At 69.1% G+C, this 13,386-nt stretch carries 10 protein-coding genes; 6 read left to right on the top strand and 4 right to left on the bottom strand.

Features of this window, described 5'->3' with window-relative positions; all coding sequences use genetic code 11:
- Window positions 1-588: 588 nt before the first annotated feature.
- The gene (locus ACZ7H1_RS32740) at window positions 589-1,116 is read right to left on the bottom strand and encodes a hypothetical protein (RefSeq protein ID WP_470791588.1); all 528 of its coding nucleotides are present in this window, start codon (window positions 1,114-1,116) and stop codon (window positions 589-591) included.
- A 143-nt stretch (window positions 1,117-1,259) separates the two neighbouring features.
- The gene (locus ACZ7H1_RS32735) at window positions 1,260-1,502 is read right to left on the bottom strand and encodes a hypothetical protein (protein ID WP_470791586.1); all 243 of its coding nucleotides are present in this window, start codon (window positions 1,500-1,502) and stop codon (window positions 1,260-1,262) included.
- 98 nt (window positions 1,503-1,600) lie between these two features.
- On the opposite strand from ACZ7H1_RS32735, the gene ACZ7H1_RS32730 reads away from it, so the two are divergent.
- The 5 genes from ACZ7H1_RS32730 (at window position 1,601) to ACZ7H1_RS32710 (ending at window position 9,953) form a co-directional block, all read left to right on the top strand.
- Complete coding sequence (locus ACZ7H1_RS32730; protein WP_470791584.1) at window positions 1,601-2,164, top strand: hypothetical protein; 564 nt, start codon at window positions 1,601-1,603, stop codon at window positions 2,162-2,164.
- Window positions 2,161-4,818 carry a helicase associated domain-containing protein gene (locus ACZ7H1_RS32725; RefSeq protein ID WP_470791582.1) on the top strand — a complete coding sequence of 886 codons (2,658 nt, stop codon included), beginning with the start codon at window positions 2,161-2,163 and terminating at the stop codon, window positions 4,816-4,818. The genes ACZ7H1_RS32730 and ACZ7H1_RS32725 overlap by 4 nt, the downstream gene beginning before the upstream one ends.
- Before the next feature lie 352 nt (window positions 4,819-5,170).
- Window positions 5,171-5,827, top strand: a complete 657-nt coding sequence (locus ACZ7H1_RS32720) for a hypothetical protein (RefSeq protein ID WP_470791580.1) — start codon at window positions 5,171-5,173, stop codon at window positions 5,825-5,827.
- Entirely contained in the window at window positions 5,824-7,830 is a 2,007-nt protein-coding gene (locus ACZ7H1_RS32715; protein WP_470791578.1) for a hypothetical protein, read from the top strand. The genes ACZ7H1_RS32720 and ACZ7H1_RS32715 overlap by 4 nt, the downstream gene beginning before the upstream one ends.
- A gap of 149 nt (window positions 7,831-7,979) precedes the next feature.
- Window positions 7,980-9,953: a hypothetical protein gene (locus ACZ7H1_RS32710; protein WP_470791576.1), complete on the top strand. Its 1,974-nt coding sequence runs from the start codon at window positions 7,980-7,982 to the stop codon at window positions 9,951-9,953.
- Between the two features lie 520 nt (window positions 9,954-10,473).
- On the opposite strand, the gene ACZ7H1_RS32705 is transcribed toward ACZ7H1_RS32710, so the two are convergent.
- Window positions 10,474-11,838: a replication-relaxation family protein gene (locus ACZ7H1_RS32705; RefSeq protein WP_470791574.1), complete on the bottom strand. Its 1,365-nt coding sequence runs from the start codon at window positions 11,836-11,838 to the stop codon at window positions 10,474-10,476.
- An 891-nt stretch (window positions 11,839-12,729) separates the two neighbouring features.
- Window positions 12,730-12,885, bottom strand: a complete 156-nt coding sequence (locus tag ACZ7H1_RS32700) for a hypothetical protein (protein WP_470791573.1) — start codon at window positions 12,883-12,885, stop codon at window positions 12,730-12,732.
- 140 nt (window positions 12,886-13,025) lie between these two features.
- Here ACZ7H1_RS32700 and ACZ7H1_RS32695 point away from each other — a divergent pair, with 140 nt between their 5' ends.
- Window positions 13,026-13,385, top strand: a complete 360-nt coding sequence (locus ACZ7H1_RS32695; protein WP_470791571.1) for a hypothetical protein — start codon at window positions 13,026-13,028, stop codon at window positions 13,383-13,385.
- Window position 13,386 lies beyond the last annotated feature (1 nt).

Below are 13,386 nucleotides of genomic sequence, written 5' to 3'. Positions count from 1 at the left end.
CAGGGTACGGGCCCCCGCCGCCCCCCTGCGCTCGCCCTCCCACCGGTCCGCTGCGCTCGGCTCGGGCGGGCGTCATCGGCCCGGCCGCGGGCCGCAGGGGCTGCGCCGCGGCTCCTCGACGGCCACGGGGCACCACCCCCCCCCCCTCGGGGCCGGCCCGTCGGGCCGGTGTCCTGCGCTTCGCTCCGGACTGGTTCGAGGTTCCGCTTCGCTCCACTCCGAACTGCCTGCTTCACAGGCTTGAGTGACCCCGTTTCACGGGGCCGGGACCTTCGGCCCGTTGGGTGAGTCCGCTCCGCTCCCCCACCTGGTCCTTCCGGCTTCGCCTCCAGGATCAGCCCGCTCCGCGGGCGCCGGCGGCAGGGCGAGGTCTTGGGGGGGAGGAAGCGTGGTCCCGTGCTGCCGCCCCGGTCAGGCCGGGACTGGCCCCGAGCGAATCAAGAAACCGATGCGGTGGCCGATCCTGAGTATCCGGAGCGGCCGCAGCGAGGTCGCGCAGGGGCGATGGGCGCACAACCAGGTCACCAAACAGCGGAAACACCAGGGCGCAGGCAGCCCTGTGCCTCACCCTCAGCCGCCTTGGCATCCCTACAGTTGGTCCCCCCTGCTGGGTGATTCCGGAGGATGCATCCCGCCACCGTCCTTGATGTCGACTTCGCAGGTACGCCGGTCGTAAGACTGGTCATTGGGGATCAACAACACTCCGGCAACCTGCTCAGGGTCCTCGACGGCGAGCCAGTCGTCACCCGTGAGGGGATCATCGGCCGGCCCGAACGCCTGGGCGGAGCGAATCGTCCGACACCCCAACGTCACGCGCTCCTTGTCGACCGCGCAGGCATCCACTGCGGGGTCGGCATACGCATCGGCGCCATCGAAGCGGAAGTGGAAGCGGACCTGGTCACCTTCGGAAGGCAACTGCGGGTGGGGCTCAAGCCTCCAGTCAACAACCACGGCGGTGACACCGAGAGGCCGCCCATTCGTGTCCACGACCTGCACCCTCACACCCGCCTTACCTCGCTCCGCCGTCGTGTCGGTGCAGCCCCAGGAAGAGCAACCGGACAGGACGAGAATCGCCAGAGCCAGCGGGGCAACGGCGAATACCCGTGCGGGGAGCACTGAGACGACCTCCAGTCGGGGTGGGGCTGGGCAGTGTATCCCGAGGCCTGGCAGCTGCAGTGATGACGGCGAAGCCGAAGCGCAGAGAGGCCCCGTGAAGTGGGCGGGGGCGCTTAAAGCAACTGCATGAGGGCCTCGGAGCCCTAGTGGTTGTGAGTGAGAAGTGCTGTGGCTGTTTCGAGGTCGACTGCCGGGTCTCCTGTCACTTCGACGGCGGCTATGAGCTTGTCTAGTTGAGTCGGGGACATCCGATGAGCCAGGCCCTCCCGGAGTTGGGTGGTGTCGAAGTGGGCGTCCTCGTCGTACCCGTAAAGATCGGCAAGGAGTTCCTGAGGCATGGGTTCCATCGGCCGATCCTTCTTCACGCGGGCGGGCCGCTCGTTCATGTCGGGGTTGATTCTAGCGGCTGCGTCAATCTGATGCAGCATGTACCATTGGCAAAAGTGGGCCCCACCTGGTGGATTTCCGAGGAGCGCGGTGTTGGATGCCTGTCTATGAATACCATCCTGATGAATTGGCGCGGATTTCAGTGGTCAGGCGGGCCACCGGGCTCACTCTGAGTGAGGTGGAGGAACGGCGCCGGGCTGCCCGGGACCGCGAGGACCTGGCGTGCGCTGCACCTCAGGAGCCACGGAAGCCGACCGAGCTGGACATCGCCTTGCATCAGGCACACGAATGGGCCCGGATCCAGCACGTCATGACAGAGCAACAGATGACCGTCTACTCCCCGGACCAGGACCGCCAGGTCACCCGCCGGGAAGAGCAGCGTGCTCAGCGTATGGGTTCCGAGGCTGCCCGGAGCGAACAGACGGATGGCGGACTGCCGGTGGAGGTGCTGCGGCACCGCGTCTACCGGATCACCGCCCGGCCGAATGCCGCCTCCTCGGGAGAAGAAGCCTTGGTCCGCCACGTTTTCGCAGCCTCCGCCGGTGCGGCTATCGAGCACGCGCGGCGCATGTTCGGCCGGCCCGGCAGCGTCTACCAGGACGGCGAGTACCGGATTATTTCTGTCGATCAGGTCCTTCCCGAACCAGGGGAATTCTTTTGATCCAGCTCCGAGAACACCAGGTGGACCAGAAAGCTGCATTTAGAAAGTGGGTCGGATTCCCTGCACGGTCGGCCGTGCCCCCGCAGGGTGCCCGTGGCACCATCGTCTCCGCGACCGGCTCGGGCAAGACGATCACGGCCGCCGCGAGCGCGCTGGAGTCCTTCCCGGGCGGCCGGATCCTCGTCACCGTGCCCACCCTGGACCTGCTCGCTCAGACCGCCCAGGCGTGGCGCCTGGTGGGCCACCGGGCCCCGATGATCGCCGTCTGCTCGCTGGAGAACGACCCGGTCCTGGGCGAGCTCGGGGTGCGCACCACCACGAACCCGATCCAGCTCGCCCTGTGGGCCGCCTCCGGGCCCGTGGTCGTGTTCGCCACGTACGCCTCTCTGGTGGACCGTGAGGACATCGACGCACCTGAGGGCCAGCGGAAGGTTCGCGGGCCGCTGGAGGCCGCTTTGGCGGGCGGGGAGCGGCTGTACGGGCAGCGGATGGCGGGCTTCGACCTCGCGATCGTGGACGAGGCCCACGGAACCGCCGGCGACCTTGGGCGCCCATGGGCCGCCATCCACGACAACACCCGCATCCCCGCCGACTTCCGGCTCTACCTCACCGCGACCCCGCGCATCCTCGCCGCGGCCCGCCCGCAGAAGGCCGGCGGCCAGGAGGCGGAGATCGCGAGCATGGCCGATGACCCGGACGGGACCTACGGGGCCTGGCTGGCCGAGCTCGGCCTGAGCGAGGCGATCGAGCGGGGGATCCTCGCCGGGTTCGAGATCGACGTCCTGGAGATCCGCGACCCCTCCCCCGTGCTCGGCGAGTCCGAGGAAGCGCAGCGGGGCCGGCGTCTGGCACTGCTGCAGACCGCGCTCCTGGAGCACGTCGCGGCGTACAACCTGCGCACCGTCATGACGTTCCACCAGAAGGTCGAGGAAGCGGCCGCGTTCGCGGAGAAACTGCCCGAGACGGCCGCCGAGCTGTACGTCACAGACGCCTCCGACGCCGATCTGGCGGCCGCGGAGAAGCTCCCCGCATCGTCGATCGAGGCGGAGTTCTACGACCTGGAGGCCGGCCGGCACGTCCCGCCGGACCGGGTGTGGTCGGCCTGGCTGTGCGGGGACCACCTCGTCACCGAGCGCCGTGAGGTCCTGCGACAGTTCGCCAACGGCATCGACGCCGAGAACCGGCGCGTGCACCGGGCGTTCCTCGCCTCCGTCCGTGTCCTCGGGGAAGGCGTCGACATCACGGGCGAGCGGGGCGTGGAGGCGATCTGCTTCGCCGACACGCGCGGCTCCCAGGTCGAGATCGTCCAGCACATCGGCCGGGCCCTGCGGCTCAACAAGGACGGCTCCACCAAGATCGCCCGGATCATCGTGCCCGTGTTCCTGGAGCCGAACGAGGACCCGACCGACATGGTCGCCTCCGCCAGCTTCCGCCCTCTTGTAGCGGTCCTCCAGGGCTTGCGCTCTCATGACGACCATCTCGTCGAGCAGCTCGCCTCCCGCGCCCTGACCAGCGGCAAGCGCAAGGTTCATGTCCGGCGGGACGAGGACGGGCGGATCGTCGGAGCCGGCGGGGAGGGCGAGGACCAGGAGGACGACACCGACGCGGCGGCCGAGTCGGCGCTGCTGCACTTCTCCTCACCCCGGGACGCCGCCACCATCGCCGCTTTCCTGCGCACCCGCGTCTACCGACCCGAGTCCCTGGTGTGGTTGGAGGGCTACCAAGCCCTCATCCGCTGGCGGGCCGAGAACGAGATCACCGGCCTGCACGCCGTCCCCTACGACGTCGAGGTCAAAGTCGGCGTCACCAAGGCGTTCCCACTCGGCAGGTGGGTGCACCAGCAGCGCAAAGCCCTGCGCACCGGGGAACTCGAGGAGCGTCGCAAGACGCTGCTGGACGCCCCGGAGGCCGGGATGGTCTGGGAGCCCGGTGAGGAGGCGTGGGAAGCCAAACTCGCCGTGCTCCGGTCCTACCGGAAGGCCACCGGCCACCTGGCACCCCGACAGGACGCCGTGTGGGGCGAGGACGACGAGATGGTGCCCGTCGGTCAGTACATGGCCAACCTCCGCAGGAAGGGCGTCAAGAACGGGCTCGGGAAGGACGAGGACACCGCAGCGACCCGGGGCGCGCAGCTCGCCGCGATCGACAAGGACTGGAACTGCCCCTGGCCACTCGACTGGCAGCGGCACTTCCGGGTCCTGGCCGACCTGGTCGACGCCGATGGGCAGCTGCCCGACATCGCCCCGGGCGTGCTGATGGACGGCGACGACATCGGCCGGTGGCTCCAGCAGCAGAGGAAGCCGGCCACCTGGGCGCGGCTGTTGCCAGAGCAGCAAGAGCGGTTGACCGCACTGGGCGTCAAGCCCGCCCAGGCGCCGCCTCCGGCCCCAGCCGCTGGGCGTGGAGTGAAGGGGCCGAGCAAGGCGCAGCAAGCTTTCCGGCGGGGCCTGGCAGCCCTCGCACAATGGATCGAGCGGGAAGGCGCCCACCGACCGGTACCCCGCACCCACGCCGAGGAGATCACCGTCGAAGGCGAAACGGAGGCGGTGGTCGTGAAGCTCGGGGTATGGATCTCCAACACCAAATCGAGGCGGGGCAAGCTCGCCCAGGACCAGCTGGCCGCCCTGCGGGAACTGGGCGTGGAGTGGGCGTGACGCTCGCGTCGGCGGGTCGTTGAACCGGTCGGACATCCCAGAGCACAGAGAGACCCCGGGCCGCAGATGCCCGGGGCCTCGTACTGTCTCGCCGCAATGGCGAGAGTTGCCTCCGTTGAGATGATCCACGTTGTCCGCACTGTCGACGAAAGATCGTGCGGGCTTTACGCTGCGTGTGCAGAACGTGACGATGCCAGGAAAGGTCCTGGCCAGCCCCTGGCTAAGGGCCCATGAGGGTGCGTGCTTCGCATGTGCGGGCCGCTGGGATGGCAGGGGCGACGGGCCTTGAGGGGGATAAATGACGAGCGGATCGCGGATCCGGCGGGCGAGCCGGTGGCAGGACGCGGTGCGCATGCTCTTGCTGATCAATGCCGCGGCGCATGAACCGCGCGCCGGTGTGGACGGTGAGGTTCCGGCCGAGTGCGTGGGTGTGGTCCGCGCGCAGGTGCGGCTGCAAAAGCTCGATTTCTGGGTGCGCTACCCCGACTACCTGGCCTATGAGCTGATGACGGAGTACGAGAAGACTCCCGATGAGCCGGCACTGCTTGATCTGGCCGAGGACATCCTCTCCTCCCAGGAGCCGGACCTTCGTCGGTTCCCCATGCTGCGGCACCGCTTCGGCGCCTTCGAGGAACTCGACGACGCTCTCGCGGTACTGGTCGAACGGGGCTTGCTGAAAAAGACGCAGGTTCTGCGGGAGCGGAAGGTGGCCGAGCACCGCTACTACCTGTTGCAGGCGGGCCGCACGCTTGCCATGGGCATCGTCGTAGAGGCCCCAGCGCTGGCCTGGTACGTGGAGCGGACCAAGCAGGTGGTGGCATTGGTTGACGGGCTAGGAGGGTCACAGCTAAAGAAGCGCCAGTATCTGTTGCGGGACTACGCCGACACTCCTATCGGGTCATACATCACCCCGATCACTGATCAGGCGCGGGCCAGGCTGCGGGCGCTGCGGGCCATCGCCGCGCCCCCGCAGGCCATTGCACCAGCTGACGGACAGGAGGCGTCGTGACGAAGCCGGACCCCGTGGCTACGCCACCGGTTGTGCCCACCGCCGACGATCTTCTGACTCAGGCCGCCACCCGACTGGACGTCGCCAAGCACCAGGTCGAGCGGGCCCTTGCCGAAGCCAACATCGCCCTGTCGACGCCGGCCCCCGCGGACCGGCGCCTGCGCATCCTGCGCCTGCGAGTCGACGGGACCAAGTACGACGGCGAGTCGTTCACCATCGACTGGCCCTTCGAGCCCGGAATCTGGGCCATCGTGCACCCGTCGAACAGCGCTGGTAAGACCAGCCTGCTGGAGTTTTTGGTGTGGCCGCTGCGCGGCGCCCCGCGCGATCTGCCACCGGGCGTCCAATCCTGGGTACGCACGCTGCGTCTGGACCTCGTGGTGGCTGGCAAACCCACTCGGATCACTCTGCAGCAGATCCCTAGTCTGCTTCCGCCGATCAGCGTCGACATCCTGACCGCCGATACCGTCCAGACCTTGTTGGCGGCCGCGGACGACAACCCCCTGCGCCTGGTCGCCAAGGGCTCGGGGACCGACGACGTCGAGCGCGTGATCGGCTCCTTCTTCCTGGATGCCCTACGGATGGAACGGACCAGCCTGTGGAGCTCCACCGGCGGTGCTGACGGAGAGGGAGCACCCCAGGTTCACGGATGGCCCGCCTACTTCGGGGCGTGCTACCTCAACGCCGGCGGTGACGAGCTGCTGCTGGGCGACGTCAGTGCGCCCGGCCTGCCCGCCAAGCTGCTGGAGCTGTTCGTCGACATCCCCTACAGCACTGCCCACGCCCAGCTCTCCGTCGCGGTGAAGGGCCGGGCAAAGACCACGCGACAGGCGCAACGCCGGGCAGAGGGAGATCTGCACGCGCGGTCGACCGAGCGCGCCGAGTGGCAGGTCCAGCTGGACCTGCTGCAGCAGGAGATCCAGGAGCTGAGCGATGCTCCCGAGGCCGACATCACCCCGCTGCTGCAACGGGCGGACCAGGCGGCACAAGAACTGCACCGACTCCGCATGAGCCTGAACGATGCCGCGCAGAGCCTGGCCGATGCTACCGCCGCACGTGTAAGCGCCGAACAGGGCCAGCTCGACGCCCAGGAGACATGGCAGGCACGCCGGGTGCTCGGACGTCTCAATCCCAGTTGCTGCCCACGCTGCGAAGAACCGGTCAGTGACGAGCGCCGGGCAGCAGAACGGGACCGGGCCACCTGCGCGGTGTGCACACGCCCCCTGCCCGAGGTCGCCGAGGACATCGCCGAAGCCGTACTCGAGCAGCTCACCACCGACATCGCCGCCGCGCAGGAAGCCGAGTCCGCCGCGGCCGCCCACCACATCGCCGTCCAGGCCGCCGCGGACGCCGCCGTCACCGCGCACCAGCAGGCCACCGAGGCCGTGAGCAGCGCCCTCGCCGCTTCCCCCACCCATGTGCGGCTTCGTGAACTTGAGCTGATGGCTGCAGAGCTGAAGGGGCGGCTGGCCGCGACCGGCACCGCTCCCCCGGCCACGCCGACAGCCTCCGCCGCCCCAGACGTCCTCAGCACGGTGCACCAGCTCGTGGAGGCGACGGTGAAGGTGTCCGCGGATTACCTGTTCCCGACAATGGACACCGAGATTGTCAGCCTCTCCGATCAGTTCGGCGTGCAGCACCTGAACTCCGTCGCGCTCAAACGCAATGGAAACGTCAACCCCGTCAAAGAAGGCATCAAACACCCCTTCAAGAAGCTCAGCCGCGGCGACCGCCTGCGCATGCGCGTCGCCACCGTCATCGCCTTGCTGCGGGCCGGCGCTGCCCGGCACATCGACCCTCACCCCGGGCTTCTGTTCATCGACTCCATCGCCGCCGAAGAGATGACGGCCGACGCCGCCCGTAGGCTGATCGGCGAACTGCAGACCTTGACGCGCGAACTGCCGGAACTCCAGGTCGTCTTTACCACCGCCCAACCGGACCTGGTCGAAGGCCTGCTGCCCAAGGACCAGATCATCACCCACGGCAGTGAACACTTGTTCTAAGCTGCTCGCTTCCGGCGCCGCCCAGCAGAAAGGAGAGGACAGTGGCTCCGAGCGTGGACCAGGCCCTCCAAGAGTGGGCCAGCCGGGCGAGCGATGAAGTACTAGACGCCGGACCCCGCCTGGAGGACTTCGGCGGAGCAGACGCCGTCGTGGCTGAGGCGGACACACTGGCCGCCGGGCCTCAACTGCCCTACCTTCTCATCGCGCTGGCCCACGGCCTCGACACCATCCCGGCCGACCAGGCTGCGCCCCTGCTCGCATCTGCGGCTCGAGGCCTGCGCCACCCTCACTCGGCGTGGGTCCTCGCCGACGCGCTCGACGTCGTGTGCACCCAGCCGGAACTGGCCGCCCGCCTGGGCAACCGGACCGTACGCGATCTGGCCACGCTCGCAGAGGACGCGCTCGCCGGCGACTGCGACGCCGCCCTCGCCCAACCAGCGATCGCCGGCCTGCTGCGCCTGGCGGTAGCGGGAGGTTCCCCGCACCGTTTGCTCGCGCTGCTCACCGAGATCACCGGCACCGAGCCTGCCGACGCCCTGGACCGTCTGCCGATCCTGATCGGCATCGCCCGCGACCACTTCGCCGACACCGACCACCTCCTCGACGTCCTCAACGCCCTGGAGAATCAGCCCGACCTGAATCCGGCGACGCGAGCCGACGCGAGCTTCGAACTTGCCATGGCCGACGAGCGAACCGCTCTGGAGGCCGCCGACCGCACCACCGCCGACGAACAACTGCAGCGAGCCCTGATGCGGTTCACCGAGCTCGACCGCACACACGAGGCACGCCTGGACGCCCGCGCCCACGCCGCCGCCATCGAAGCCGTTCTCGCCTTTGCCGACCTGGAACAGAATCCGACGGGTGACAGCAGCGCCCGGCAGCGGCTCACTGACGCAGCCGACCAGTTGGACACTACGGCCGCGCACCTCGCTGCCTGGACCGGCCGCATGCACCAGCTCGACTGGCTCAGCGCCCGGAGCCTGACCCAAAGCGCCTGGTCAAAGCTCGTCACCACCCTCAACGCAGCACAGACACACCTGGACCAGCCCAGCTGGTACAACCCCGCCAACGCCCTGAACGACCTCCTGCAGATCTACCTCGCCAGTCGCAGCATCCACGCCCCCGCCAAGGACTCCCCAGGTCTCACGGCACTGATCAGCCCGGCCGTGGAAGCACCGTTCGTTCGCAGCCAAGGCCTGCTGCACCAGCTCGAGCAGGCCCTCGCCCACGACCCCCAGTTCACCGACCACCCCGACGCCCAGACGCTGTACGACGCCGTGCACCGGCGGCGCCAGCAGCCGGCTGGTGAAACGGCACGGCAGGAGGCGGTGCCGGGAAAAGCCCTCGAGGGCCGTCCCGCACTTGCCGCGCTCTTCCAATCTGACGCCACCGGCCTACGCGACGACCTCGACCCTCACCAGCTCGACCAGCTCGAGCAGCTCGCGCACCAACTCGCCAAGGGCTACACCCCCACCGGAAACGCCCGCGTGGACACCCACCTGGAAACCCTGCTCGACATCCTGAAGAGCAGCCCGGCCTGGAAGCCGCGCGACAGCCACTACTTCACCCCCCTGCTGGAGCACTTCCTGCGTTTCCTCTACGACCGCTTCGATGCCCAGGCCAACCTCTACGGTGAGCGCACCGCCTACCTCGGGCCGGCGCGCAAGGACGCCGACGGCACTGTCGCAGCATGGAACGAGAAACACCTCCAGGACGACTTCCACCAGCGCATCAGTCCCCTATTCCCGCCAGGCACCGTGACACGGGAGAAGTGGGACGTCGCAGGCGGGCGGGCAGATGTCATCTATACGCCTGATCCTGCGAGCCGCTTCGTCGCAGAAATCAAATGGCGCACCAAACGGTGGAAGACCCATGAGACTGTCGAACGGGACTACCTCGCCCAGGCCGCCAACTACACCGCTACCGGGCCGCCCTTCGCCCTGCTCCTCGTTGGCGACGCCAGTGACCATTCCGCCGGATACCGCGACATTGATGACAGCATCTGGATCATCCGGCACGCCCGGAGCGCGACGGAAGTTCCCCGCCTGATCGTGGCCGGCGTCCTTCCGACCGCACGACCGACCCCGAGCGCACTACGCGTAGCGCGCTCGTCACCGCGCTGACGGACGGCGCGGCGCGGCGGCCCCGGCGACGCGCAACCGGCTGAGCGCGCCCCGATCCCCGGCCGAGGCCGCGCCGCAGGCTTCTTCGTCCTTCACCCCCCACACGGGATACGCCCGCCCGGTGCCAAGGCAGTGGCGGCACGTTCCGTCGCCTCCGGAGGAGCCATGCGCGTTGATGTTGTCGATGGCATCGCGCAGAAGCCGGGCGAGGCATGACTGGAGACTGGTCCGATAAGCACCGCGCGCCGCCCTCTGGGCACAGGCCCCCGCCCCGCCGTCTCCTCCGCGCCCGAACCTGCACCACGCCGGAGCCGTCTCGCGGCCGAACCGGTCGAAGCAGTCCTGCCGTCCGAGAGCGAGACGCTCGAGGTCGCGCCCGGCCGACGGCAGCTCGGGCGAGGTCCCGAGCCCATTTCGCCTTGACATCTAGGGAAGAGACCGGGAGGTCAAGGGTGAAACCGGACCGGGCGAGAGGGCTTGCCCAGGGTCGCCTAAGGCTTGCCCAGCAGGTTGTTAGGGCTTAGCAAAGCCAGCCGCGCCAGCCGTTTGCCTTCTTCTCCCTTTCCCAGGTGGTCTGTTCTTCAGCCTGCTCGCGGGCTTCCTGTGACTCCCTTGCCGCGATGCTCTGGCAGATGCTGCACAGGGAGCCGGGCGGGGCGCTGTCGCTCCAGTCGCTGGCGCCCGGCGGGTACACCTTCGTGCCGCATTCCGGGCAGGGCCAGGACAGGGCCTCGCGGCGCCGGCGTTCCTCCTCGCGCTGGTGCTCCCGACGCTCCCGTTCAGCCGCGGCGACCGCACGGCGCCGGTCCTCGCGCACGCTGAACTCTCGGTACTCGGGATTGTCGAGCGCGGCGGCGAGGGTCTCCTCCCGGGTGCGGTGGCCGTAGCGCCACCAGACCGGCCCGTGCGGACCGTGCTCCTGGAGCTGGTCGAGGGTGGTCACCAGGACCGGCACCGTGCCCTCGTGGTTGCGGTAGCCGTCTGGGGCGCTGCCCGGGGTGCTGTGGCCGCTGTAGCCGGTGACCCAGCGGCCCTGCCAGGCCGACTGGCTCAGGTGCGCGACCTCGGCCATGCGGGCCTCCATGGCCTCGCGGCCCATGGGCTTGGTGAACACGATGGCCAGCGGCGGATGCTGGTCTGCCGGGGGTGTGGTCCACACGGTGCGCCACAGCACGACGTCCCGCTTGTTCTGCGTGACCGTGCGGCCGAGGAACCGCTTGTACCGGGCGATCTTCTCCGCCAGAACCTGGGGGCCTTCGGTGCCGTTGTCGACCTCCACGAAGAGCAGCGACAGCTGCGTACCGGGTGCGGCGAACACCATGTCGGCGCGGACACTGCCTCGACCGGGCGCGGCGAAGCTGCCGGTGACGGGAAGGGAGACCTCGGTGGTCCAGGCGCCGATCGGCCCCAAGCCCGGCGGCCGCTCCACGGGCTTCGGTGCCGGGGCCGGGACGGTGTTCCTGCGGACGACGGGCGCGGTCGGCTCCGGCGGGGTCTGCAGGAAGGCAGCGAGGGCGGCGGTGACACGCAGGGCGTGCTTGGCGCCGGAGGCTGCGGCGGCTTTCGCCGTCCCGCCCATCTCCCGGGCCGGCCGGCCCAGGACCACCGCAGCCGCCTCCAGCCCGGCCGGCGTCAGGCTCCAGAGCTTCTCGGTGATCCGCCGCCCGTCCGGCTCCACCCGCGAGGTCCGCCCCGCCGACAGCACCAGGCCCTCCGCCTCCAAGTCCTTACAGCCCCCGCGCACCGTCGCCGCATCCGCCGTACCCGGGCACTGCAACTCCCTGATCTGCGCCGCCGTGGCCACCTTCACCACCCCCAGCGCCTCCAGCACCCAAGTCCTCGTCTTCTCCGTCGACCCGTACCTGCGCGCGGCCGTCCCCGTCATCCGACCCTCCCCCGTCAGCGTGAGCAACCAGTCCCCTAGATCCTTTGATAAACAGAAGTGTCGAGGCGGCGTTCTTCCTCGAGAAGGGCCTCTGACAAGGGGAAACGTACCCGAACACGAGAAAGTCACCGCAGGGGAGACACGAGGGGAATCCTCAGAGCCCGGCGTAGGGATGACGCCGGCTTGCCCAGCGCATGGAGGCCGAGCGGTGAATAGGCGGGTGGGCATGCTCGCCCGGACAGCGCCGAACCGACGAGAACGCCGGATCCGGTGTGCGCGGGCGCCGGCCGGTGGCCGCCGACCTCACCGGGCCGAGGGGGCCGGCTGGTGAGGTCACCGAGGAACTCACCGGTGACCTCACCGATCAACTCACCATTGCAGGCGGTGAGGCCGAAGGGCTGGGCGGCCCGGTGGTACTGCCCCAGAACGCGCTGGCACCGGGCCTCACCCGCGCACGCCCTTTCGGCGCGGGCTGCCCAGACCCTACCCACGACCGGGCGCGCGGGGACCAGCGGCCCAGGGGTTGTGTTCCAGGGGCGCCTCCCCCGCCTGACCAGGCTGGGCGGTGAGATGTGACCGCTCAGCCTCCACTCAACGCCACACACGCCCCGCTGACCACCGTTCAGGAACGATTCCACCCGGGAGGCCAAGATCTGCCTGCGAGACGCTTAGCGGGCCGCCCGAGAGCCTCATCACCGCTCACCGCAACGGTGGGATCCCGGTACGAGAGCTGGCACAGGCCGTGCGAATGCTGCGCCCCGGCCACCGGAGCCCCTCCCATCCCGCTCAACACCCACCCGGCGCCATCTGCCCCGTCATCGCGGCCCCGGCGCCGCGGGATCGGGCACGGCTGGAAGGGCATAGCCACAGGGCGCTGAGCGGCAGGAGGGCTCAGTTGTCCGGGGTCAGCTTTCGGTTGGTGCCGGAGCGGCCGATGTCCAGGTCGAGGAGCGTGGTCAGCGCTGTGCCGCTGTTCCAGAAGCCGAGCAAGTCCACCTCATTAGGGAGTGCGAGAACGTCGGTGTTGGCGCTGACCTGCGGTGACACGTCGCGTGTGTGTCAGCGACGTGCCACCAGGCAGGGGTGCTCGGGTTTCGGCCCCTGTCGATGGCCACCTTCCATAAGATTGCCCCTGATGCGCGGCCAACGAGGAGGCATGGGTGGGCAATCTGGGGGGATACCAAACGATGACGACGCTGGCGAAGAAGGTGGGCGGCCCCGGGGCGCTGGCCGTCGTCACTGCCGTGGGCGGGTGGGCCATCGGCCGGGGTGCTGAAGCTGGCGGGAAGAGCGTATTCAGGGCCGCCAAGGCTGCGGCCAAGAAGCGGAACGCCGCGTGCTCGACGAAGGGCCAGGTCTTCGACGTCGTGTCCGACGGCGAGGACGGCAAGGGCCTCGCGCTCCGGGCAGGTGACCAGTACCGAGTCATGGAGTGCGACGGGGAAGCGATCCTCATCGAGGTGCTCGGTGGCACGAACAATCCCTACTTCACGTCAGCGCAGTTCCTGGCGTCGGTGTCGGGCTTCCCCACGGCGGAGAGAGATTAAT

The sequence above is a fragment of the Streptomyces sp. NPDC037401 genome, assembly GCF_055602345.1.
Note: the sequence above shows the minus strand (reverse complement) of the source record. Positions and strands in the feature narration are given on the sequence as shown.

Bases quoted from the DNA above. Each gene is read 5' to 3' on its own strand.
- ACZ7H1_RS32695 (WP_470791571.1), top strand. From the start codon at position 13,026: ATGACGACGCTGGCGAAGAAGGTGGGCGGCCCCGGGGCGCTGGCCGTC.
- ACZ7H1_RS32705 (WP_470791574.1), bottom strand. From the start codon at position 11,838: ATGACGGGGACGGCCGCGCGCAGGTACGGGTCGACGGAGAAGACGAGG.
- ACZ7H1_RS32720 (WP_470791580.1), top strand. From the start codon at position 5,171: ATGCTCTTGCTGATCAATGCCGCGGCGCATGAACCGCGCGCCGGTGTG.
- ACZ7H1_RS32735 (WP_470791586.1), bottom strand. From the start codon at position 1,502: ATGAACGAGCGGCCCGCCCGCGTGAAGAAGGATCGGCCGATGGAACCC.
- ACZ7H1_RS32730 (WP_470791584.1), top strand. From the start codon at position 1,601: ATGCCTGTCTATGAATACCATCCTGATGAATTGGCGCGGATTTCAGTG.